This window comes from Pseudoduganella plicata, assembly GCF_004421005.1.
Classification (GTDB): Bacteria; Pseudomonadota; Gammaproteobacteria; order Burkholderiales; family Burkholderiaceae_D; genus Rugamonas; species Rugamonas plicata.
Genome location: NZ_CP038026.1, coordinates 2,443,722 through 2,467,995 on the forward strand (window position 1 = coordinate 2,443,722; position 24,274 = coordinate 2,467,995).

Genomic DNA, 24,274 nt, shown 5'->3' on the forward strand with positions numbered 1-24,274 from the left:
ATACGTGCCAACTCAAACAGGGGGCACGTATGGTCATCCGCAAGTCCACCGGGGCAGCAGCCGCAGCCCTCATCCTCGTCAGCGCTTCGCCCGCCCACGCGGCAGGCGATCCCGCCATGTGCAATGCCGACGGCATCCCGGCCGTCCTGTCTCCCGCCGCAGCCCTGTTCGACGCGCGCGCTGCCTGGCTCGATCGGCGCAGCCTGGTCTGGCCGGCCGCGCCTGAGGGTATCTATCGCCTGTATCACAGCACCACCGCTGGCATCGTCGCGCAAGCCGGAACGCCGGTGCGCGGTGCCGACGGCGCGCTCCCGCTGGCTGCCACGGCCACTGCCATTCCGGCTGCCTTTGCATGGCTCGGCAAGGGTCCGGTGTTGATGCTCGGCGCGGCCGATGAATCGCGCATCGGCACGCTGCACAAGGGCCAGCTGGTGCTGGTGCGCGAGGATGCGCAAGGCAAGGTACTCGACGCCACGCACGTGCAGGTGGCCGGCGCACTGGACGACCTGTACGCGACTGCGGAACGGCTCGCCGACCTGGGCGCGACGCCGGCGCAAGGCCGTACCGGCTTCAAGATTTGGGCACCGACCGCACGCAACGTGGCGCTGTGCACGTACGATAGCGGCACAGCCCCGGCCCGCGCGGCCACGCCGATGCGCTTCGACGCCGCGACCGGCGTGTGGTCGGCCACCGTCCCGGCCAACCTGAGTGGCAAATACTTCAAATACGCCGTCGACGTTTACGCCAACGGCAGCGGCATTGTGCGCAACCTGGTCACCGACCCGTATGCCGTCAGCCTGACGACCGACTCCCGGCGTGCCTATATTGCCGACCTGGCCGACCCGCGCCTGCGGCCGGCAGGCTGGGAGCGCGATGCGCCCCCAGCGAACAAGGTGCAGGCGCAGCCGGACATGTCGATCTACGAACTGCACGTGCGCGACTTTTCCGTCAACGACGCCACCGTCAGCGCCGCCAACCGCGGCAAGTACACGGCATTCACGGAAAAGACATCGGACGGCATGCGCCACCTGGCGGCCCTGTCGCGCGCCGGCCTGACGGACGTGCACCTGCTGCCTGTGTACGACATCGCCACGGTGCCGGAAAGCGGTTGCGCCGTGCCGGACACCGCCCGCCTGCGTGCGCTGGCGCCGGACAGCGACGTGCAGCAGCAATTGACGGGCCTCACGCGCCAGACCGATTGCTACAACTGGGGCTACGACCCGTATCACTACAGCGCGCCGGAAGGCAGCTACAGCACGGACGCCGCCGATGGCGCCAAGCGCATCGTCGAGTTCCGGCAGATGGTGATGGCGCTGCACGGCATCGGCCTGCGGGTCGGCATGGACGTGGTGTACAACCACACGTTCGCGGGCGGCCAGGACGGGAAATCCGTGCTGGACCGGATCGTGCCAGGCTACTACCACCGCCTCGACGCGAAAGGCGCCATCGAGCGTTCCACGTGCTGCGACAACACGGCCACCGAGCACCGCATGATGGGCAAGCTGATGATCGATTCGGCCGAACTGTGGACGAAGCACTACCACATCGACTCCTTCCGCTTCGACCTGATGGGCCACCAGCCGCGCGCGACGATGGAAGCGCTGCAGCGCCGCGTGGACGCCGCCGCGGGCCGGCACGTCAACCTGATCGGCGAGGGCTGGAACTTCGGCGAGGTGGCGAACGGCGCGCGCTTCGTGCAGGCCTCGCAGCTGTCGCTGAACGGCAGCGGCATCGGTACCTTCAGCGACCGTGGCCGCGACGCGGTGCGCGGCGGCGGCGCGGGCGATGCCGGCAACGACATGCTGGCGCGCCAGGGCTACGTCAACGGCCTGTTCTACGCTCCCAACGGCAGCGCCATGCAGACGAAAGAACAGCTGATGAAGGCGGCCGACCTGGTCAAGGTGAGCCTTGCCGGCGCAGTGCGCGGCTATCCTTTGACGACGTACACGGGCGCGGTGCGCAAGCTGGAAGACATCGACTACGGCGGCCAGCCCGCCGGCTACGCCGCCGCGCCGGGGGAGACCGTCAACTACGTGGAGAACCACGACAACCAGACCCTGTACGACCTGAACGCGTTCCGGCTGCCTCTGGCCACCAGCGCAGCCGACCGTGCCCGCGTTCAGATGCTGGCCGCGGCCATCAATACATTCAGCCAGGGCGTGGCCTACTTCCACGCCGGCTTCGACATCCTGCGCTCCAAGTCCCTTGACCGCAACAGCTTCGAGTCGGGCGACTGGTTCAACCGGCTGGACTGGACTTATCGGGACAATTACTTCGGCACGGGCCTGCCGCCCGCCGCGGACAACGGCAAGGACTACGCGCTGATGCGTCCCCTGCTCGCCAATGCGGCGCTGAAGCCCGCTCCGGCCGACATCGCGTTCGCGCGTGATACGTTCCGCGACCTGCTGAAGATCCGCGCCGGCAGCACGCTGTTCCGGCTGCGCACGGCGCAGGACGTGGCGCAGCGGCTGCGGTTCCATAACACGGGACCGGCGCAGGTGCCGACCGTCATCGCGGCGCAGCTGGACGGCAGCGGATATCCCGGCGCGGCGTACCGGTCGATTGTTTATCTGATCAATGTGGACAAGGTCGAGCGCAAGATTGCGGTGCCGCAGGAAGCGCGCCGGCCGTATGCGCTGCACCCGGTGCAGCGCGCCGCCAATGCCGGCGACCCGCGCGCCGCGCAAGCGCAGTACGACCGCGATACGGGAACGTTTACGGTGCCGGCGCGGACGGCGGTGGTATTCGTGGAGGCGTTGCCGCGCAATTGAGCGGGCCGTTGCATCGGGCCGCTACGTCGGGGACAGGCACCCGTTGCAGGGCATTCGCCCTGAAACAGGAGCCTGTCCCCGCACGCTGCTGCCGCGGACTGGTGAGCCGCCTGGAGCGGCTGATCCGCGGCCCGCGAGGTGCCTGTCCCCGACGTGAAAGCGACCGGCGTCGCCAGCCCTAGCGCGCCGCTTCCAGCAATACCACGCCAGCCTTGCCGCCCGTCGCGACCTTGCCGTTGCGGACGGTGTACGTCACGCCCGAATAGGCATCGCGCACCCGCGTACCGTTGGCAAACACGGAGCCGACACTGACCGCAACCGGCTTCCCGACCGGCACATCCAGCGCCACGACAACCTTGTCGTTACCGAAGATGCGGGCAAACGTGTACGGCTTGTCGGCCAGCTTGCGGTGCTCCCCTGCCCCGATCGACAGGTGGTTCTGCCGGAATAGTCCCAGCTTGCTCCAGTGCGCGCGCACGTCGGCGATGCGATAGCCGTCGCGGGCAGTATTGTGCGCCAGCTCTTCCCAGTTCATGTAAGAACGCAGCTTCGCGTCGCCCGTCGCTTCGGCCATGTCCAGCCGGCGCGCCGTCTCGTCGCCGTAGTAGATCTGCGCGGCGCCTGGCGCGAGCAGCAGCTTGTTGGCCGTTTCAAACGGCTTCGTACGCGCGGCGTCGAACGGGTTGCCATCGTCGTGCGAGTCCATGTAATTGAGCACCGACTTGCCGCGCAGCGGGCCATGCAACGCCGCCGCGTACTTGGCGAAGATGCTTTCGTAATCGCCCTTGCCGTCCGATGGCAGCGAGAAGTTGATCAGGGCGTCGAAGCCGTCCGCATAGAAGTCGACCTTTGCGGTGCTCATGTCGAATTCACGGCCGTGGCCGATGCTGTAGTTGTACACCTCCGCCACCGTGAAGAACTTGTCGCCCAGCGCCTTGCCGGGATGGGCCTTCCTGTAGTCCTCGAACGCCGCGTCGGCAACCGTGCGCAGCTCCTTCCATACGCCGGGCTCCGTGTGCTTGACGGTGTCGGCGCGGAAGCCGTCGATGCCGTACTTGCGCACCCAGTCGGCGTGCCACTTCATCAGGTAGTAGCGCGGTGCGCGCGGGTAACCGGTGCGGGAGAAGAATTCGTCCAGCTCCTTTACCTCGCGCTCGTAGCGTCCTTCCTTTTTCCACTTCTCAACGAGCGCGGGCGGCAGCGCCACGTTCTCATTGCTTTCCGTGCGCACGTCCGGCAAGTTGGCGACCAGCGCGCACGTGACCGTAGTCGCCACGTCCTTGTGCGTGCAGACGGGGTCCATGCGCACCCAGTCCGCCGGCCAGTTCGGGTCCTGCCCCGTCACCGGGCCGATATGGTTCATCACCACGTCGAACAGCACGCGGATGCCGCGCGCATGGGCCGCCTCGACGAAGGCGCGGAAGTCCGCCTCCGTGCCCAGGTTCGCATCGATGGCGGTAAAGTCGCGCGCCCAGTAGCCGTGGAAGCCGTAGGACTTGCCGGTGCCTTCGTCGGTGCCCGCATGGATCTGCTCCACGGGCGGCGTCAGCCAGATCGCATTGACGCCCAGGCTGTCGAAGTAACCTTCCTTCACCCGGGCCGTCAAGCCTTTCAGATCGCCGCCCATGAAGCCGCGCAGCGGTGCCGCATCGGCCTTGCGGCCGTAGGGGAAGTCGTTCGACTTGTCGCCATTGCTGAAGCGGTCCGTCACCACGAAATACACGGTCGCGTTTTCCCACATGAATGGCTTGGGTGCTGCATGGACTGCCGATGCTGCCAGCAGCGTGGCCAGTGCGATGGAACTCGGCTTGAAACGACCAGTATTCATGGGCTTCCTTTAGGATGACGTCAGGTGATCACGGTCGGGTTGCTCCGTCCCGTGTTGAGGGCGATGCTTGCCACGCTGTCGGCAATGGCGATCAGCGGCGCGAGCGCCTGCTGGGTTGGAATATTGTGCAGCGCCGGATCGGCTTCGTAGCGCTCCAGGTAGACACGCAACGTGGCGCCCTCCGTGCCCGTGCCGGACAGCCGGAAGACAATGCGCGAGCCGTCCGTCATCACGATGCGGATGCCCTGCTGCGCCGACTGCGCGCCATCGACCGGATCGGTGTACGAAAAATCGTCGGCGTAATCGACCTTGTACAGGTTCATTTCCTGCCCGGCCATATTGGTCAGCTTGACGCGCAGGTCGTCCATCAGTACCTGCGCCGCATGTGTTTCGATGGCTTCGTAGTCGTGGCGCGAATAGTAGTTGCGCCCGAACCGGGCCCAGTGTTCCGTCACGATCTGCTGCACGCTCTTGCCCGTGACGGCCAGCAGATTGAGCCAGAACAGCACGGCCCACACGCCATCCTTCTCGCGGATGTGGTTCGAGCCGGTGCCGTAGCTCTCCTCGCCGCACAGGGTGGCGAGGCCGGCGTCCAGCAGATTGCCGAAATACTTCCAGCCCGTCGGCGTTTCGTACAGCTTGATGCCCAGCGCCTCGGCCACCCGGTCGGCCGCGCGCGACGTGGGCATCGACCGGGCGATGCCGGCGATGCCGCCGCGGTAGCCCGGTACCAGCTGCGCATTGGCTGCCAGGATCGCCAGGCTGTCCGACGGCGTGACGGCGAAATCGCGCCCGACGATCATGTTGCGGTCCGCATCGCCGTCCGACGCGGCGCCGAAGTCCGGCGCGTCCGGGCCGGCCATCAGCTCGATCAGCTGCGCGGCGTTGACGGGGTTCGGGTCCGGATGCAGGCCGCCGAAATCTTCCAGCGGAATGCCATTGATGACGGTGCCGGCCGGCGCGCCCAGGCGTCCTTCCAGGATCGCGTGCGCATACGGGCCGGAGATGGCGCTCATCGCGTCGAAGCACATGCGGAAGCCGCCCGCAAACAGCTTGCGGATGGCATCGAAATCGAACAGGCCTTCGAGCATGTCGGCATAGTCCTCCACCGGGTCGATCACCTCGACCTGCATGCCTTCCATGTAATGGCGCCCGATCGCGTCGATGTCCACGTCCGGATCGTCGCTGATGCGGTACTGGGCGATGGTCGTGGTGCGCTGGTAGATCGCTTCTGTCACGCCTTCCGGGGCCGGGCCACCGTTGCCGATGTTGTACTTGATGCCGAAGTCGCCATCCGGGCCGCCGGGATTGTGGCTGGCCGACAGGACGATGCCGCCCAGCGCCTCGTGCTTGCGGATGACGCACGACACGGCGGGCGTGGACAACAGGCCGCCACGGCCGACCAGCACGCGCGCGACGCCGTTGGCCGCCGCCATGCGCAGGATCGTGTGCACGGCCGCGCGGTTGTGGAAGCGGCCGTCGCCGCCCAGCACCAGCGTCTTGCCGGACAGGTCGCCCAGCGTGTCGAATACGCTCTGGACGAAGTTCTCCAGGTATTGGTGCTGGCGGAATACCGCCACTTTCTTGCGCAAGCCGGACGTGCCCGGACGCTGGCCGGGGATGGGATTGGTGGGTACGATCTGAATTGCCATGTTCTCTCCGCCGTATAGTGGGCTACCGTTAAAAGTTGCCACTAGAATAACGCGAACAGGCGCGCCGCGGCGCGCGGGTGGACCGCCGGGTCAGCTCAGGCGACCGCCTTGGCCTCGTCCCGCACCCACAGCGTCAGCACGCCCGCCAGCGCCATCGACGCCCCGCCCAGCGCCAGCGTGTTGGCCGTGTGGCCGCCCAGCAGGTGCGTGGTGACGAAGCCCAGCAGCGCGCCGCTGAGGATCTGCGGGATCACGATGAAGAAATTGAACACGCCCATGTAGTAGCCCATCCGGTTGGCCGGCAGCGCGCCGGCCAGGATGGCATACGGCATGGTCAGGATGCTGGCCCACGCGATGCCCACGCCCACCATCGGCACCAGCAGCATCTGGCGGTCGTGGATCGTGAAGATGCTGGCCAGGCTGATGCCGCCGACGATCAGGCAGACGGTATGCACCATCTTGCGGCTGGTGACGCGCGCCAGCACCGGCAGGATGAACGCGGCGAGCGCTGCCACGCCTGAATAGACGGCGAACATGATGCCGACGTAGTTGCCGGCATCCTGGTACAGGGCCGACTGCGCATCGGCGGTGCCGTAGACGTTTTCGGCGATCGCGGACGTTGTGTAGATCCACATGGCGAACAGGCCGATCCACGTGAAGAACTGCACCAGCGCCAGCTGCGCCATCGTCCTGGGCATGTGGAAGAAGCCGTCGATGATTTCGACGATGCCGTGGCCGATGCCCTTGCCGCTCTCGCGGCGGAACGCCTCCATGTCCTCCGGCGGACGCTCGTCGCTGGTGAACACGGTCCACAGCACGGACAGCAGGAACACGGCGCCGCCGGCATAGAACGAGTAGCGCACCGTGTCCGGCACACCGCCGTCGACGGGAACGTTACTCACGCCAAGATAGTCGGCAAAGATCGTCGGCAGCAGCGAGGCGATGACGGCGCCGCAGCCGATGAAGAACGTCTGCATCGCAAAGCCCGCGGTCTGCTGCGAGGGATCGAGCTTGTCGCCAACGAAGGCACGAAATGGCTCCATCGAGACGTTGATGGCGGCATCCATCATCCACAGCACGGCCACGGCCATCCACAGCACGTGCGAGTTCGGCATCAGGAACAGCGAGATGGACGCCAGCACGGCGCCCAGGAAGAAGAACGGACGGCGGCGGCCCCACTTCGGGTGCCACGTATTGTCGGACAGGTAGCCGATGATCGGCTGCACCAGCAGACCCGTAACGGGCGCTGCGAGCCAGAACAGCGCCAGTTCATCGTGGTTGGCGCCGAGCGTCGAGAAGATGCGGCTGGTGTTGGCGTTCTGCAGTGCGAAGCCGAACTGGATGCCGAAAAAACCGAAGCTCATGTTCCACAACTGCCAGAACGACAGCCGGGGCTTGTTGGTGGTGGAATGCATCTGCTGTCTCCGATGTGTGCCGGCGCCTGCGAGACGCCTTATTTGTAGCAAAATAACATGCAAGAGTTACCGTGTCAAATGGCTCAGACGCCCAATCTCACAGGGGATCGACCGTTCGCCTGTAGTCAAACAACAGGAAAATCTACAAACTCAGCACTAACTGCGCGGACATTGCGGCGCGCGCCGGCAGCTTGACCGTCGCCACGCCCGTCTTGCCGTCCCAGCGCACCGCCAGCGGCTTGCCATCCAGGGTGGCGGCGCGCGGCTTCGCCGTTACGTTGTGCACGTGCAGGGCGTAGGCGCGCGCAAGCGCCGTGTACTGCCGGCCCGTCTCCGTCGCAATGCCGATGCGCAGTTCGCGGCCCTGCACGGCACTGGTGAAACGCGCCAGTTCGTAGCGGCCCTGCTCATAGGCTTGCGCCGTCTTGCCGTCGTCGTCATACAGCATGCCGGCCGATTGCGCGACCGTCGCGTCGTGCCAGTAGTGCAGCGCCACGTCTTTCGTCGAGTAGTCCTTTGTCGACTGCACCACGTCCACCATCGGCACGAAGGCGCCGGCCCGCACATAGACAGGAATGCGCTCCGCCACAACGGGTACCGTCTCCTGGATGCCGCCGCGATGGCGCTCGCCCGTATGGAAGTCGAACCAGGCGCTGTCCTTGACGGGGAAGTACACATCCTTGCGCGTGGCGCCCGGCTCCGTGACCGGCGCCACCAGGAAGCTGTCGCCCCACAGGTAGGTGGAAGCGATCGTGCCCGTGTCGATGGTGGACGCGCTGCCGTCGTCGGCAAACAGCACGGGGTGCATGAGCGGCATGCCGGTCCGGCTGTTCTCGAAACCGGTCGTGTAGTTATACGGCAGCAGGCGATAGCGCAGGCGCACCGCTTCGGCCGCCAGCGCCCTGGCACGCGCGGCGCGGTAGACCGGCTCCGCGGCCACCGCTTCCTGCGCGTGCGGACGGAATACAGGCTGGAACACGCCGTACTGCAGCCAGCGCACGTACAACTCGTCGTCCAGCACGGGGCCGGCGAAGCCGCCCAGGTCCGAGTGCATGTAGCCCAGACCCTGCATCCCCATCTGCAGCGCGATCTCCATCTGCGACTGCAGGCCGCCCCAGCTGCGGCCAACGTCGCCCGACCACGGGATCATGCCGTGGCGCTGCGAGCCGGAATACCCGGCGCGCATCAGGATGAACGGCCGCTCGCCCGGGAAGTCCTTCCTGTAGCCGTCGGCGATCAGGCCGGCCCATTCGTGGCCGTAGACGTTGTGCACCGCATCGGCGCTGCCGGCCACGTGACGCAGCCCTTCCGGATGCACTTCCGGTTCGCCCAGGTCGCCCCACCAGCCGCCCACGCCCTGCAGCTTCAGGTCCTTGTAGATGTTCCAGAACCAGTCGCGGCCTGGGGTGCCCGTGATGTCGACGAGACCGGTATTGCCGAAGTAGAAGTCATAGGTGTACGGCGTGCCGTCCGCCTTTGTCGCCAGCGCCTTCTTGTCCACCGCATCCTGCCAGCGGCTCGATGTCGTCAGCACGAACGGCTCCGTGATCAGGATCGTCTGCACGCCCTGTGCGGCGAAGTCCTTCATCATGCCTTGCGGGTTCGGGAAGTTTTCCTTGTCCCACGCCAGATTGCCCATCGTTCCCTGGACGGTCTTGCCGAACCAGTACAGGTCCAGCACGATCGCATCGAGCGGGATCCTGTCTTTTGCAAATTGCGCGACGGTGGCGCGCGCCTCGGCTTCGTTGCGATAGCCGAAGCGGCTGGCGAAATTACCGAACGCCCAGCGCGGGGGCAGCGGCTGGCGGCCCGTCAGGCTGGTGTAGTTCGCCATCACGTCGGACCACGCATCGCCGGCAATGATCTGATAGGTCTTGCGCCCGCCCGTCGTTTCGTAACCGAGCGTGCCGTCCTTGCGGCTGTCGAAATCGAGCCAGCCCGTGTACGGGTTGTCGAAGTGGATCGCATAGCGCTTCGACGACAGCGCTAGGGGAATCGTGAAGTTCAGCAGCTGCGAGCGGTTACCGTAGCCGTAGTCCGCCTTGTTGTACAGCTGGAAGCGGTTGCCGCGGCGGTTCATGCCCACGGCGCGGGCACCGGCGCCGTACAGCGCTTCGCCGTCGTCCAGCGCGAACCGGATGGCTTCCAGCTTGCCCGCTTTGGTGTAGCCGTCCTTTTCCGCCACCAGCGGCTTGCCCTTGTAGGCATAGCTGATGCGCAGCGGCTGCTTGCGCACCGTGACGGTGATGCCCGGCGTTGCATATTCGATGCTTGCGCCGGCGTCCTTCAGGGTTGCACCGACCGCCACCGGCGCCAGCACGACGGCATGCGAACGCGGATCGTATCCCTCCCCTTTCGGGATGAACGTCGTCTCGACGATCGCCGCCGAATACGGCTTGATCAGGTACCGCCCGTCGCTGACGACGATGTCCAGCGTATTGCCGTTGACGGCAAAGCTTTCGAGCCGGCGTTCGGCCGCATGCACGGAAGAGAAGGCGAGAAGGGACAGCAGAGCAATCGATTTCGGGGCCATGGTCGCGTGTAGTTTAAGTACAGATTGACAGCATGACAGAAAGCGGCGCCGGAATACAGTCCCCGCTGCGTTATATTAGCGGGCGCAGTGCAACCAAAACACCCACAAGGGAGAGATCCATAGTGCAGACCAAACTCAAAACAGTGTACACACCGCTGGCACTGGCCGCGCTGCTGGCGCTGACCGCTGGCGCGGCCAGTGCGCAGGCAAAACCGCAAGCCGCCGGCAAACCGACTGTCGCCGAAGCCAAACGCTTCCTGGCGGAGACGGAACGGAAATTCGAGAAACTGGGCATCGAAGGCGCCCGCGCCGACTGGGTCGGCTCGAACTTCATCACGGACGATACCGAAGCCATTGCCGCCTACTTCGGCGAGCTGCAGCTGGACGCGTCCGGCCAGGCCGCGCTGGCCGCGCGCCGCTACAACGGCCTGAAACTGGGCGAGGACGATGCCCGCAAACTGAAGCTGCTGCAGCTGACGCTGATGCTGTCGGATCCAAAGGAGCGGGCCGAGTACGCATCGGCGAAGGCGGCGCTCAATGGCGCCTACGGCAAGGCCAAATACTGCCCGCCGCAGAACAGCGTGCTGGGCAAGGACTGCCTGGCGCTGGGCGAACTGGAAAAGGTGCTCGCCAACAGCCGCGAGCCGGCGAAGCTGCAGGAAGCATGGAGCGGCTGGCACAGCCAGGCGCCGTCGTACAAACAGCGCTACGTGGACTTCGTCGCGCTGTCGAACAAGGGCGCGCGTGAAATGGGCTTTGCCGACACGGGCGCGCTGTGGCGATCGCAGTACGACATGCCGCCGGAGGCCTTTGCCGCCGAAATGGAACGCCTGTGGCAGCAGGTGAAGCCCCTGTACGACTCGCTGCACACGTACACGCGCTACAAGCTGCGCGCCGCGTACGGCCCTGAAGTGGTGCCGGCGACGGGTCCGATTCCCGCCCACCTGTTCGGCAATATGTGGAGTCAGACGTGGGACAACATTTACCCGCTGCTGAAACCTGCCGGCGACACGGCCGCCTTCGACCTGACGAAGGTACTGGAAGAGCGCAAGACGACGGCAAAGGAAATGACGCAGTATGCCGAGGGCTTCTACACGTCGCTGGGCATGCAGAAGCTGCCGGCGTCGTTCTGGGAGCGCTCGCTGCTGACCAAACCGCGCGACCGCGACGTGGTCTGCCACGCGTCGGCCTGGCCGATCGACGGCAAGGACGACGTGCGCATCAAGATGTGCATTACGCCGACGGCGGAAGACTTCACCGTCATCCACCATGAGCTGGGCCACGTCTATTACTTCCTCGAGTACAAGGACCAGCCGGTCCTGTTCCGCAACGGCGCCAACGACGGCTTCCACGAGGCGATCGGCGATACCGTGGCGCTGTCCATCACGCCGGGCTACCTGAAGAAGATCGGCCTGATGAAGGAAGATCCGGATCCGAAGGGCGACATCCCGCAACTGCTGCAGCGCGCGCTGTCGAAAGTGGCAATCCTGCCGTTCGCGTATTCCGTGGACCGCTGGCGCTGGGACGTCTATGCCGGCAAGACCCAGCCGGCCGACTACGACAAGACGTGGTGGCAGCTGCGCGAGCAGTACATGGGCGTGAAGCGTCCGGCGCCGATGCTGCCGAATGGCTTCGACGCGGGCGCGAAATACCACGTCGCCGCGGACGTGCCATACGCGCGCTACTTCCTGGCCGACCTGTTGCAGTTCCAGTTCCACCGCGCGCTGTGCCGCGAGGCCGGCTACACGGGACCGTTGCACCAGTGCTCCATCTACGGCAACGAAAAGGCCGGCAAGAAGCTGCAGGCGATGCTGCGGATGGGCACCAGCAAGCCATGGCCGGAAGAGCTGAAGGCAATCAGCGGGGAAGACCGCATCGACGGCAACGCGCTGATCGAATACTTCGCGCCGCTGAAGGCGTGGCTGGATGAGCAGAACCGCATCCTGGCCTCGCAGCAAAAGTAATCCTTCGCGGGACAGGCACCTGCCACGGGCCGCAAGGCCTGTGACAGGTGCCTGTCCTCGACCGTTCAAGATTATCGCCTGCCCAGCTACTTGTAATTCCCGTACCCGAACGCTATAGTTGAGAATTATTCTCATCCAGACAGCCAGCCGCCGCCAGCCCGTCTTCCAAACCAGGAAGGGTTCATGGCGCAGTTTCTCTCTCCGGCAGCAGCCGGCAATGCACGACATCCCAAACTTCATCCACTGGTGCTCGCCGTGCTGCTGTGCGCGTACGGCGCGAGCGTCGCAGCCGCCGACGAACCGGAGGACGCGGAGCCCGTCACCGTCGTCACCGTCGAAGGCCAGCGCGCCGATGACGGCATGGTCGCGAAACGGGGCAGCACGGCCACGAAGACGGATACGCCGCTGATCGAGACGCCGCAATCGATTTCCATCGTCACCAACGAGCGCTTCCTCGACCAGGGCGCGCAGACGGTGCGGCAGACGCTCAGCTATACGGCCGGTCTCGTCGCCGTCTCGTTCGACAGCCGCGCCGACAGCGTCTCCTCGCGGGGCGGCTCGCCCACGCAGCTGGTCGACGGACTGCAGAACAACTTCGGCTCGTACAACACGACGCGTCCCGACCCGTTCATGCTCGAGCGCGTGGAAGTGCTGCGTGGGCCGTCCTCCGTGCTGTACGGCCAGGGCAGCGTCGGCGGCGTCGTCAACTATGTGCAGAAAAAACCGCTGGCGCAGCGCGGCGGCGAGGTGCAGGTGCAGGTCGGGAACCGCCAGCGCAGGCAGGTCGCCGTCGACGTCAACGAAGTGCTGGACGACGCGGGCCACTGGCGCGCGCGGGTCGTCGCCATCGCCCGCGACAGCGGCTCGCAGGTCGAGCATGTACCGGATGACCGCCTGGTCTTCGCGCCATCGCTGACGTGGGCACCGGACGCGAATACGGAACTGACGCTGACGGCGCTGCGCCAGCACGACGAGAGCGGCTCGCTGATCGGCTTCTTCCCGTGGCAGGGCACGCTGCTGGCGTCGCAGTACGGCCGCATTCCCACGTCCACGTTCACGGGCGAACCGGGCTGGGATGCCTACGACACCGACCAGACCGCGTTCGGCTGGCAGCTGCGCCACCGCCTCAGCGACACATTCGAGCTGCGCCAGAACGGCCGCAAGGCGAAGGGAAAGTCGGACTACCGCAGCGCCTATACGAGCTTCACGGAAGTGAAGGCGACGGGGCGCCCCGCCCGCCCCGTGTTCAATGCCGACAACCGCACCGTCAACCGCGACCTGATCCAGCAGGCCAACGAACTCGATACGCTGCTGGTCGATACGCAGCTGGAGGCGAAGTTCGCGCTCGGGCGCTGGCAGCACACGGTGCTGGCCGGCGTGGACGTGCAGCGCGCCGAAGTGCGTCAGGCCACGGGCCGCGGCATGGCCGCACCGCTGGACCTGTATGCGCCCGTGTACGGGAACTATACGGTACCGACGTCACTGGCGCACTCGCCCACGTCGCTGCTGCACCAGAAGGGTTTGTACGTGCAGGAGCAGGCCAGGTTCGATGAGCGCTGGGTGGGTGTGCTGGGCTGGCGCCACGACCGGGCCGAGAACGATATCGAAGGCCGGCCCGCCGCGCGCACGGACGATCGCGCCAACACCGGCCGCGCCGGTCTTGTCTACCTGGCCGACGACGGTTGGGCGCCGTATGTCAGCTATGCCGAATCGTTCCTGCCGCTGGGCGGCGTCGACGTTTACGGCGAGCCGTACAAACCGCAGCGCGGCCGGCAGTGGGAAGCCGGCGTCAAATGGCAGCCCGCCGGTGGCCGCGTCACATCGGCGCTGGCGCTGTACGAACTGCGCGACACCAACCGCAAGACCACGGACCCGGCCAACCCGCTCAACAGCCTGCAGATGGGCGAAGTCAGGGTGCGCGGTGTCGAGCTGGAAAGCACGGGCGCCCTGCCGCGCGGCTGGAACTGGACGGCGGCCTACACGTACACGGACGCACGCATCGCGCGCAGCAACGGCGCGGACCTGGGCAAGCGCGTTTCCGGCATCCCGAAACACAATGTGTCGGCGTGGCTGGCACGCGACTTCGCCATTGCCGGCGTGGGCGGCTTCACGGCAGGCGGCGGCGTGCGCTACCTGGGCACGTCATGGGACGGCACCGACAGCCTGCGAACGCCATCGGCCACCCTGCTGGATGCCATGCTGTCGTACAGCACGGGCAACTGGCGCGTGGCAATGAACGTCGTCAACCTGGCCGACAAGGTGCAGATCACGACGTGCCTGGCGCGCGGCGACTGCTTCTACGGCCAGCGGCGCACCGCCATGCTGACGGCGCGCTACGCCTGGTAGGCGATGTTCCCGGGACTGCCCCGGCAACATCCGAACCGCCGCGGCGGGCCGTGGGTCAGCCGCCGACGCGCGTCAGCCGCAGCGTGTATTCCTGCTCGCGGCCGTCGGCATTCCAGCGCTGGGTGGCGTCAAGCGTCGCATCGTCCACCACCTGCCAGACAAACGTACCGGGCGCATTGACGGGTGTAAACGTGGCGGAGTCGGGGTGAATCTCGGCGGCGCGCCACGTGAACTCGCCCCAGCGCGACAGCACTTCGCCGTCGTTCAAGCTGATCCGCGCGCTGTCGGCGCCGTCCGTAAACGCGGCGCTGTCGTAGCGGCGCGACTGCAGCACGCCGGGCTCCGGCCGTTCGTACTCTTCAAAGAATTCCTTGCCGTCCGGGCTGGTGCCCTTCCAGCGGCCCTGCAGGAACTGCAGCTTGGCGAAGTCATCGAGGCTGAACATCGTGGTCTCCTTTCCGTGGGAGCTGCGACTGTACACCGCACGCGCCGGCTCGGGCGCGACGTTGCCAGCGGGGCAGGGTCGATGCCGGGTCGGACCGGCGCGGCCCGTGACAGTTTTCGTGCCTGGCCCCGATGTTGTCATGCCTGCGCGATGAAAAAAGCCCCGCCGCTTGCGCGGACGGGGCTTTGCCGAAGCCGGGTGCTGGCTTAGAACTTGTAGTTCACGCCCAGCAGCACGGTACGGCCGTATTTCTGGTATTCGAGCTGCTGGTTGCGCGAGCCGTTGTACGTTTCGTAGGCGGCGTTGCGCAGGTTGTTCGCCTGCAGCACGAAGCCGACGTTCTTCAACGGACCGTCCTGGAACGTGTAGCCGATCTGCAGGTCGAGGATGCTCTCGCCCACCACGTAGCGCAGCGAACGCTCGGCAGCGAAGTTGCCGATCTCGCCGACGAAGTCGGAACGCTTGCGCTGCGACAGGCGCGTCTCGAAGCCCGCCTTCTCGTAGTACACGGTCAGGTTGGTCGTGTGCTTGGACAGTCCCGGCAGCGGGATGTTCTGGCCGATGCTGCCGTCCGGATCCTCGATCGTGATCGCGCTGTCGGTGTACGTGCCGCTGGCAATGATGCCGAAGCCGTCCAGCACTGGCGTCAGCATGTTCAGCGGCAGCGAGCCGGACAGCTCGACGCCGCGCATATTGCCGCCCTTGCCGTTGTACGCCGACTTGTAGTCGCCAAAGGGCGTATTGGCCTTCGTGCCCGGGATGTACTGCGAGAAGTCGTACACCTGCGTCTGCGTGAAGATGTAGGTGTCCAGCTTCTTGAAGAAGAACGCCGCGGCCAGGTAAGCCTTCTTGCCGAAGTATTTTTCGTACGAGACGTCGAACGCCTTTGCGCGCCATGGGTCCAGCTGTGCATTGCCGCCGCTGGCGCCAGGCTTGAGCGTGACGTCGCTGACGCCGAAGTCCAGCGCGGAACGCAGCTGGTCCACGCGTGGGCGGGCGATCTGCTTGGCCATCGCCACGCGCACGGTCTGGTCGTTCGGCAGGCCGAACGACAGGTTCATGCTCGGCAGGTAGTCGTTGTACGATTTGCCGTCGTGGACCGGTTTGACCTGCTGGCCGGCGGGCGCCGTGCCGTCCCAGTAGTTGGCATCGGACGACTGCTTCGTGTGCTGCGCCTGCACGCCCACGTTACCGCGCAGCGTGAACGCGCCGAAGTCGTGGTCGATGTTGGCCTTGACGAAGGCGGTCGAGATTTTCTCCGAAACGTCCCACGCCTTCGAGATCAGGTAGTTCTCGGTGGACGTCGGATTGAACGACATGTACTGCGACACCACGCCCGGCACGTTCCATGCGGGGATGTAGCCGACGCCGGCGAAGCCCAGGCCAACCGGCTGGTACTGCAGGTCGGAAGCGACCGTGGTCGGTTCGCCGCGCAGGTTGATCGCGCCTTCAGGCTGACGCTTGAATTTCGAGCGGTCCGAATAGTTGGCGCCCACGTCGAAGCCGGAGAACCAGTTTTCCAGCGCGCCCGTGGCGGCGATGTTCGCCGTCAGCTTCAGGCTTTTCAGCTCGTCTTCCACATAAGGCGTCTTGCCGTAGCCGGTCCCGTACACCGTGTTGCGCACGTACAGCTGCGACGGATCGCTGTAGTCGCGACGCGGCGCCATCAACGGGTAGGTGCCCTGGTTGAAATCGAGGCCGATGGAATCGAGGTTGCCGGCCAGGCTCGTGGCGCCCAGCTGCAGGTTGTTTTCCAGCTGCGTTTCGTCACGCTTGGCCTTCGACCAGCTGGCGTCCGCCACCAGCGTCACGCCACTCAGGCGCAGTTCGTTGTTCCAGCCCAGCGCGCGGATGTCGTCCTGGCGGCGGGTGTACATGCCGCGCACCAGCGGGTAGACGTTGTTGATCGTGGCACTGGCCAATGCGCCGTTGTCGGTAACGAGGTCGCTTGCCGAGATAGGACCGTTGCTGCCGTTGTTCGTCATGCTGATTTCGAACTGGTTGGCGGTGTCTTCGTGCTTGGCGCGCGATGCGTACAGGTCCAGCATGCTGGTCCACTGCTTGTTCGGACGGTACTGGATCACGCCCATCAGGCCGTCGCGGCGGTTATAGCCGCTGCGGCCCAGGGCCTTCATGCCTTCGGTGAACGCGGTGCCGGCCGGGACGCCGGTGACGCCCACGGTCTTCTTCCACGGCTCGTAAATGCCCGTTTCATAGGCCACGACCGGCGAATCCATGTGCGCGTAGCCGATCGCCACGCCCAGCGTGCGGTTCAGGAACTGGTCGATATAGCTGACGGAGAAGCGGTCGCCCTTGCCGTCCGTGTTGGCCAGACTGCCCAGCGAGTTCTTCTCGCCGCGCAGGTTCATCGACACGGTGCGCTTGGAGAAGTTCAGCGGACGCACAGTCTGCAGGTCCAGCGTGCCGGACAGGCCCTGGCCCACCAGTGCCGCATCGGGCGTTTTATAAATGGTCACGCCCGACAGTAGCTCGGACGGATACTGGTCGAATTCGACGCCGCGGTTGTCGCCGGTCGACACCTGCTCGCGCCCGTTCAGCAGCGTGGTGGCGAAGTCGGGCGACAGGCCGCGCACGGAGATCACCTGGGCACGGCCGGCGACGCGCTGGGCGGCCAGGCCTGGCAAGCGGGCGATCGATTCGGCGATCGACGCATCCGGGAGCTTGCCGATGTCTTCGGCGGAAATGGCTTCCACGATGGACGTGGCGTCCTTCTTGACGGAGATGGCATCCTCGATGCCGCGGCGGATACCCGTCACGGTGACGGAAGCCATCGGCGCGGGCGAAACGTCGGCCTGGTTGTTCTGTGCTTGCTGGGCGAAGGCCGGATTGGCCAGCGCCGCGACGAAGAGCGCGCAGCCGGCGGCTACAGGGCTCAGTTGCATGGCTGTGCGCGTGGTGCGCTCAGGCGCGAAGAATTTCATCAAAGTCCCCTCACTAAACTAACGATTTTTCCCGCACCAGCTGCGCATGAGCCTGAAAGCCTGGCCGGAGATCGATGCGATACGCCGGCCTAGCTGAACTACACGGGAATCCAAGATGTATGGCCGTTCTTTTGGACGTCCTGCAAGAATTTTGTACTAAAACTAGATTTGGTGTCAATTAAAGTTCAATCCGACTACGTGGAAATATGCGGCTCTTCCGGGCATAGCCCTGTCACTTCCTGCAGGCCGTTGTATTTGCGGTACATCCCCGCGTCGGGCAACGTGTAGTGGGACTACATCAAATCCGACATTAGGCCAACGATTACGCCGTTTTTGTAGCAATTCCGTCAAACCGGCCATGATGCTGTATCTTGACTAGAAGTTCCATAAGAATTGTTCCATAGGGTTTGATAGGCGCCCGTGGGCATAGTATTCTTGGCCGCATTGCAGCCTCAGCAGGGCAACAAAGACCCTGTAGTTCCACTACTTCCCTACGGAGACACCATGAAATGCCATGCCCTGGCACTGCTCGCCGCCGGTACGCAGCCTGTTGCCACACCCTGCCACGCTTGCACCGCTTGCCGCATCGGGCATCTGGAACCCGCGTGCTGGTGGACGGGCATGCAGCAGGGCCGCGACGTGGCCGCCGGCACCGTCCACCGCCTCGAGGGCACCGTCAAGCTGCCGGCCTGCAGCGCCCTTCTCCTGGAATGCCAATGACCCGAGCGACACCGATTGCCGCCGCCGTCCTGGCCCTGCTGACCGGTTCCTCCCTGCTCGCCCGGGCCGACGACATGACCGTCGCGCTGGGTGCCTGGGGCAAGCAGGCGAAAGTCCGCTTCGGCGACGCAGGCGCCGAGGCCGAACTGCGCAGCTATACGCACAGCACCGACCTGGCGCTGCGGCCAGGCGACCCGCAGGAGGTGCGCTACGTCGAGCGCGCCGATGTACCGCGCGTGCGCAGCGGTAAACTGGCTTTCGATGCCCTGTTCGCAATGGCCGGCGACGAGATGAAACAGAATGCCGTCTCCGCCATCCGCGACGACAGCTACAACGGTGGCCAGCCGATTGCCTGCGAATGCTTCGAGACGGGTGAAAAATGGCATTACGTGTGGACGCGCGACCTGTCGTATGCGGCCGACCTTGGGCTGGCGCTGCTGGACCCGGAGCGGGTACGCAACTCGCTCCAGTTCAAGCTGTCCGGCTACCGGCCAGGCGTGACGAAGGCACGGCAGGTGCCGGGCACGCCGGATGGCTTGCAGATCGTGCAGGACACGGGCAGCGGCGGCAGCTGGCCGGTGAGTACGGACCGCGTGACGTGGGCATTCGGTGCGGATGCGGTCTTGAAAACGCTGGCGCCGGCGCAGCGCAGCGCCTTTGCCGCGACGGCGCTGAAGGCCTTGTCCAACACCATCGAGATCGACAGGGTCGCGGCGTTCGACGCCACAGTCGGCCTGTACAACGGCGAGGCGTCGTTCCTCGACTGGCGCGACCAGACCTATGCCGCCTGGATCCCGGACAACTTGCCGTTCATGGCAACGTCGAAAGCGCTGTCCAGCAACGTGGCGTACTACCAGGCTTTGCGCCTCGCTGCGCGGCTGGCGCGCGAAGCGGGACAGGAGGCCGATGCACAGCGCTGGGAAAGCTGGGCGGCGGCGTTGAAGGACGCGATCAACGCCCGGTTCTGGCTCCCGGACGCGGGCATGTACAGCAGCGTCACCGCCGGCCACTTCGACGGCGCGCCGTTGCACAAATTCGACTGGCTGGGCCAGTCGCTGGCCATCGTCGCCGGCATCGCCGATCCCGGGCAGGCGCGCAGCATCATGGCCCGCTATCCGCACGGCCCCATGGGCGCGCCGGTGATCTGGCCGCAGCAACCCGGCCAGGCCGTCTACCACAACCGCGCGATCTGGCCGTTCGTCACGGCATACGGCCTGCGCGCGGCGATCGATGCAGGCAACGTAGCCGTTGCCGACGCGGCATACGACACGCTGATCCGCGCGGCCGCCGTCAATGGTTCCAACATGGAGAACCTGGAATGGCTCTCCGGCCAGCCGCTGTTGCAGCATCCCGGCCACGACGAACTCGATGGTCCCGTCGTCAATTCCCGTCGGCAGTTGTGGTCCGTGGGCGGCTATCTCGGCGCGGTGATCGGCGGAGTGTTCGGTATCCAGGCAACGCACGACGGGCTGGCGGTAAGACCGTTCATCACGGCAAGGCTGCGTGGCGACATACTGCAGGGCAGCTCCAACCTGACCCTGTCCCAGCTCGTGGTGCGGGGCAAACGCCTGACCGTCAAGGTGGCGCTGCCGCCGCCCGCGCAGGCCGACGGCTACTACCCGGTCAGCGCCATCACCCTCAATGGCAAGCCGGCCGACTTCCCTGTCGCATGGGACGCCCTGCCGGATGACAGCACGATCGCCGTCACGCTGGGGGAGCTGCAGCCGGGCCGGCAGGAGATCACCCGCGTGGCCGCGGCGCCGCTGGCCGTGGACAGCAAGGTGTTCGGCCCGCCCGAACCGGTCGTGGCAAGCGTGCGCGCCACCGGGGGCAAGGCCGTATTGACGATCGGCGGATCGATGCCGCCGGGCGTCGCGTTCAACGTCTACCGCGACGGCAAACAGGTCGCCGCCGCCCTGGCGGCACGCAGCTGGACGGATACCCGTCCCGGCGCCGCATCGTGCTATGCGGTTGAAGCGGTGTACCGGGACTCGGGCAACCGCAGCCACCACAGCGCGCCGGCGTGCCTGGGCGAGAAGGATGCCATCGCCGTCACCGGCAACTGGAATAACTGGGGCGGCCAGGATGACCGCATTGCCGTCAACGATGTCGTCGTCACGAAGGCCGGCACGTACGGGGTGCAGGTCCACTACCGCAACAACGCGCATGCGATCAACCTGGGCATCAGCGGCGGCGTGAAATGGCTGCGCGTGGCCGATGGGGCGGGCAAGGTAGTCGCGCAGGGCGTGGTGCAGATGCCGCACTCCCCCGCAGCGAAGGCGCTGTATTCGACGCCGCTGGCTGCCAGCCTTCAGCCGGGCCGCTATTCGCTGCAGCTGTCGGACTTCACCAACATGAGCTACTTGCAATCGAACGCGACGTACAAGGATGCCGGCGGCGTTGCGGGGCCCTCGAACCGTGTCCACATCCTCGGCCTGCGGCTGCTGCCCACCAGTGCGCCGCGTGTGGCGCCGGCAACCAGGTAGAACCGCCAGAGCCCTCTCAGGCTGGACCGTCCTGGGACCGAAGCCGGTTTCCGGTGTTGAAGTCGATGCGGTAGACGTTCGTCAGCCGCGTCTCCTCCCCCAGCCGTGTCAGCTCCACGAACCGCAATCCGAGCTTCTGCAGCATCGCGTTCGATGCGAGGTTCCCTGGCGAGGTGATGCCGTACAGCCGCCGCAGCCGCAGCGTATCGCGCGCATGCGCCAGCACGGCGGCAGCCGCTTCGTACGCATAGCCCTGGCCCCAGTACGCCGGCCGCAGCGCATAACCGATATCCGTATCGGGCAGCGTGTCGCGGCGGATCAGGCCGCACAGGCCCAGCGGCGCACCGTCCTCGCGGCGCTCCACCATATACAGCGAATAACCCAGGCGCCGCTGCATCTGCATCGCGCCGGAGACGATATTGGCGCGTGCTTCCTCCAGCGTGCGGATGCCCTTGTCGCCAATATGCTCGATCCACGACGGATCGTTGATCAGCTCCAGGTAGAACGGCGCGTCGTCCGTGTGCAGGGTGCGCAGCACCAGGCGCGCGGTTTCCAGGACGATCATTGCGGACGGGCCACGCCTGGCCGGGCCACGCCTGGCCGGGCCACGCCTGGCAGCATCGCCGCCGGCCGCGAGCCGAGACGGAAGTCGGCCGCCGCCGGGCGGCCCGGCAGGTCGAGCGTGGCGACGGCGCGCGGCGTTTCGGCCACCACCTTCCCGCGCCGCATGACGAGCCGGCGCGCCGCGCGCAGCCGGATCGCCTCGACGGGGTCGGCCGCATCGAGCAGCACGAGGTCCGCATGGCAGCCCGGTTCCAGGCCGTAGCCGTCCAGACCGAGGATGCGCGCCGGCGTGGCCGTCACCGCGTCGAAGCAGGCGCGCATGCCCTGCTGGCTCGTCATCTGCGCCACGTGCAGGCCCATGTGCGCCACCTCCAGCATGTCGCCGGAACCCATGCCGTACCAGGGATCGAGCACACAGTCGTGGCCGAACGCCACTTCCACGCCGGCCGCCATCAGTTCCGGCACGCGCGTCATGCCGCGCCGCTTCGGATACGTGTCGTGCCGGCCCTGCAAGGTGATGTTGATGAGGGGATTGGCAATCGCCGCGACGCCGCTTTCGGCGATCAGCGGTAGCAGTTTGCTGACATAGTAATTGTCCATCGAGTGCATCGACGTCAAATGCGAGCCGGCCACGCGGCCATGCAAGCCGAGCCGGTGGGTCTCGGCCGCCAGCGTCTCGATATGGCGCGACAGCGGATCGTCCGACTCGTCGCAATGCATGTCCACACGCAGGCCCTGCTCCGCCGCGAACTCGCACAGGATGCGGATCGACTCGGCGCCATCGGCCATCGTCCGCTCGAAGTGCGGGATGCCGCCGACGACGTCGACGCCCTGGCCGATGGCCCGTTTCAGGTTGGCCAGCGCCGTGGCGCTGCGCAGCAGCCCATCCTGCGGGAACGCCACCAGCTGCAGATCGAGGTAAGGCGCGACACGGCGCTTCACCTCCAGCAGCGCCTCCACCGCCAGCAGGCGATCGTCGCAGATGTCCACGTGGCTGCGGATCGCCAGCAGCCCGCGTGCGACCGCCCAGTCGCAATACTGCATGGCCCGCTCCACCAGCGCCTGCTGCGTCAGGTCCGGTTTCAATTCGCCCCACAGCGCGATCCCCTCCAGCAGCGTGCCGCTGGCGTTCACGCGCGGCAGGCCATAGCTCAGCGTGGCGTCCATGTGAAAGTGGGCGTCGACGAACGGCGGCGTGACCAGGTCGCCGCCGGCGTCGATCTCGCGCCCGGCCTGTACCGGCAAGACCGGTGCGACGGCGACGATGCGGCCGTCCGTGATGGCGATGTCGATACCGGTCCTGCCGTCCGGCAGCGTGGCGTTGCGGATCACTGCGTCCATCGTGCGCTCCATTGATAGGGTAGGCTGATTGTAGGCAGAGCGGACGGCTTCGTGCAAACAATTGCTGAAGCTGGCGCGCGGCCTGCCGCAATGTTGCAGCGCATAAATTTGTAATACCGGACCCGGCCGCGCGCGGGGCGAAATCGCTTTGCAATGCGTGCAATCGTCGCTAAAATAGTTTTATTGCATTGCACCATTCCGTGACGCACGACGTGACGCACAGGGTGACGCAAGATACCGATTCCCTATCCTTCCAGGAGTGCTTATGACTTCGATTACCGAGCAATTGTCTGCAACGAGCAAGTCGCACATTGAAAGCCAGCTCAATCTGATGGATGCGGTACTGCGCAAATCCGTCGAGGGCATGCAGCAGGTCGTGGCACTGAACCTGCACACGGCGCGCAGCGTGCTGGAGCGCAGCACCACCACGGCGCGTGAGCTGCTGGACGCCAGGGATCCACGTGAAGTGCTGACGCTGGCCACGAAGCCGCTGCCTGCCGTGGAAGGCCTGCTGTCGTACGGCCGCGAACTGTACGGCATTGCCAGCCGCGCCCAGGTCGAGCTGCTGCAGTCGGCCAGCGCCCAGTTCCGCACGCTGCCTGGCAAGCCTTCGGCTCCCGCCCAGGCGCCGCTGCGGCTTGCCACAGAAGCACCCGCGCAGGCGGCGGCTCAAGTGATACCGCAAGTGCGCGACGTAACGCATGAGGTGATCGACAACGTGGCCGCGGCCTCGGAGGCGATCGAACACAGCGCCGCGCAGGCGACCCACGCGGCCACCGAGGCGACAACGCAGGCGGCGCAGGAAGCGGCAGCGGCAGCGCGTGAGGCGGCCCGCGAATCGGCCCGCGAATCGGCCCATGACCTGGCGCGTGCTTCGGCCGAAGCAGCGGCGCCGGTGCAGCAGGCGACTGAAAACGTCGCCGCCGCTGCCAGCGACAACGTGCAGCAGACCACTGAAAGCGTTGTAGCTGCCGCCGATACCGTGCAGCAGGCTGCGAAAAGCGTGGTGGGCACGGCCAGCGACAATGTGGAGCAGGCCACCGCCGCCATCGCCGCCGCAGTGGCCGAAGCGGCCCCGGTGACGCCGGCAGCCGAGACGCCGGACGACAGCATCCCGGCCCTCAAGACGAGCCGTGGCAAGCCAGCGGCCAAGCCGGTCGTCCAGGCACTGGCGGAACTGGCCGACAAGGCACCGGCGAAGTCCGCACCCGGCAGGAACCAGCCTCGGAAATAATCGCTCGCCGGGCAGGACCGGGGACGGGCGCCA

At 66.1% G+C, this 24,274-nt stretch carries 14 protein-coding genes; 6 read left to right on the forward strand and 8 right to left on the reverse strand.

Annotated elements, in window-relative coordinates; translation table 11 throughout:
* The first annotated feature begins 29 nt into the window (after positions 1–29).
* On the forward strand, positions 30–2,771 hold the full coding sequence (pulA, locus tag E1742_RS10775; protein WP_134384871.1) for a pullulanase-type alpha-1,6-glucosidase: 2,742 nt from the start codon (positions 30–32) through the stop codon (positions 2,769–2,771).
* Positions 2,772–2,949: 178 nt separating this feature from the next.
* Here the strand turns inward: pulA and E1742_RS10780 are convergent, their stop codons facing one another.
* From E1742_RS10780 to E1742_RS10795, 4 genes are all read right to left on the reverse strand, one after another.
* Positions 2,950–4,599, reverse strand: coding sequence for an alpha-amylase family glycosyl hydrolase (locus E1742_RS10780; RefSeq protein WP_134384872.1), 1,650 nt, complete (start codon positions 4,597–4,599; stop codon positions 2,950–2,952).
* Between the two features lie 20 nt (positions 4,600–4,619).
* A complete protein-coding gene (locus E1742_RS10785; RefSeq protein ID WP_134384873.1) occupies positions 4,620–6,251 on the reverse strand; it encodes an alpha-D-glucose phosphate-specific phosphoglucomutase in 1,632 nt (543 codons plus the stop codon).
* A 95-nt stretch (positions 6,252–6,346) separates the two neighbouring features.
* Positions 6,347–7,666 carry an MFS transporter gene (locus E1742_RS10790; protein ID WP_134384874.1) on the reverse strand — a complete coding sequence of 440 codons (1,320 nt, stop codon included), beginning with the start codon at positions 7,664–7,666 and terminating at the stop codon, positions 6,347–6,349.
* A 142-nt stretch (positions 7,667–7,808) separates the two neighbouring features.
* Positions 7,809–10,199 carry a glycoside hydrolase family 31 protein gene (locus tag E1742_RS10795; protein ID WP_134384875.1) on the reverse strand — a complete coding sequence of 797 codons (2,391 nt, stop codon included), beginning with the start codon at positions 10,197–10,199 and terminating at the stop codon, positions 7,809–7,811.
* Positions 10,200–10,321: 122 nt separating this feature from the next.
* Here E1742_RS10795 and E1742_RS10800 point away from each other — a divergent pair, with 122 nt between their 5' ends.
* On the forward strand, positions 10,322–12,163 hold the full coding sequence (locus tag E1742_RS10800; RefSeq protein WP_229466702.1) for a M2 family metallopeptidase: 1,842 nt from the start codon (positions 10,322–10,324) through the stop codon (positions 12,161–12,163).
* A 183-nt stretch (positions 12,164–12,346) separates the two neighbouring features.
* The gene (locus E1742_RS10805) at positions 12,347–14,509 is read left to right on the forward strand and encodes a TonB-dependent siderophore receptor (protein WP_134384877.1); all 2,163 of its coding nucleotides are present in this window, start codon (positions 12,347–12,349) and stop codon (positions 14,507–14,509) included.
* Positions 14,510–14,564: 55 nt separating this feature from the next.
* Here E1742_RS10805 and E1742_RS10810 read toward each other — a convergent pair whose 3' ends face one another.
* Positions 14,565–14,954 carry a hypothetical protein gene (locus E1742_RS10810; RefSeq protein ID WP_134384878.1) on the reverse strand — a complete coding sequence of 130 codons (390 nt, stop codon included), beginning with the start codon at positions 14,952–14,954 and terminating at the stop codon, positions 14,565–14,567.
* Positions 14,955–15,160: 206 nt separating this feature from the next.
* Entirely contained in the window at positions 15,161–17,896 is a 2,736-nt protein-coding gene (locus E1742_RS10815) for a TonB-dependent receptor (protein ID WP_134384879.1), read from the reverse strand.
* A 504-nt stretch (positions 17,897–18,400) separates the two neighbouring features.
* On the opposite strand from E1742_RS10815, the gene E1742_RS10820 reads away from it, so the two are divergent.
* Positions 18,401–18,616 carry a hypothetical protein gene (locus tag E1742_RS10820; RefSeq protein WP_134384880.1) on the forward strand — a complete coding sequence of 72 codons (216 nt, stop codon included), beginning with the start codon at positions 18,401–18,403 and terminating at the stop codon, positions 18,614–18,616.
* Positions 18,613–21,102 (forward strand): MGH1-like glycoside hydrolase domain-containing protein, encoded by a 2,490-nt coding sequence (locus E1742_RS10825; RefSeq protein ID WP_134384881.1) that lies wholly within the window; start codon positions 18,613–18,615, stop codon positions 21,100–21,102. Before E1742_RS10820 ends, E1742_RS10825 begins: the two co-directional genes overlap by 4 nt.
* Before the next feature lie 16 nt (positions 21,103–21,118).
* On the opposite strand, the gene E1742_RS10830 is transcribed toward E1742_RS10825, so the two are convergent.
* Together E1742_RS10830 and E1742_RS10835 are read right to left on the reverse strand one after the other, a co-directional pair.
* Entirely contained in the window at positions 21,119–21,667 is a 549-nt protein-coding gene (locus tag E1742_RS10830; protein WP_134384882.1) for a GNAT family N-acetyltransferase, read from the reverse strand.
* A complete protein-coding gene (locus tag E1742_RS10835; RefSeq protein WP_134384883.1) occupies positions 21,664–23,007 on the reverse strand; it encodes an amidohydrolase family protein in 1,344 nt (447 codons plus the stop codon). The genes E1742_RS10830 and E1742_RS10835 overlap by 4 nt, the downstream gene beginning before the upstream one ends.
* Before the next feature lie 265 nt (positions 23,008–23,272).
* Between E1742_RS10835 and E1742_RS10840 the strand changes: the two genes are divergently transcribed.
* Positions 23,273–24,241, forward strand: coding sequence for a phasin family protein (locus tag E1742_RS10840; RefSeq protein ID WP_134384884.1), 969 nt, complete (start codon positions 23,273–23,275; stop codon positions 24,239–24,241).
* Positions 24,242–24,274 lie beyond the last annotated feature (33 nt).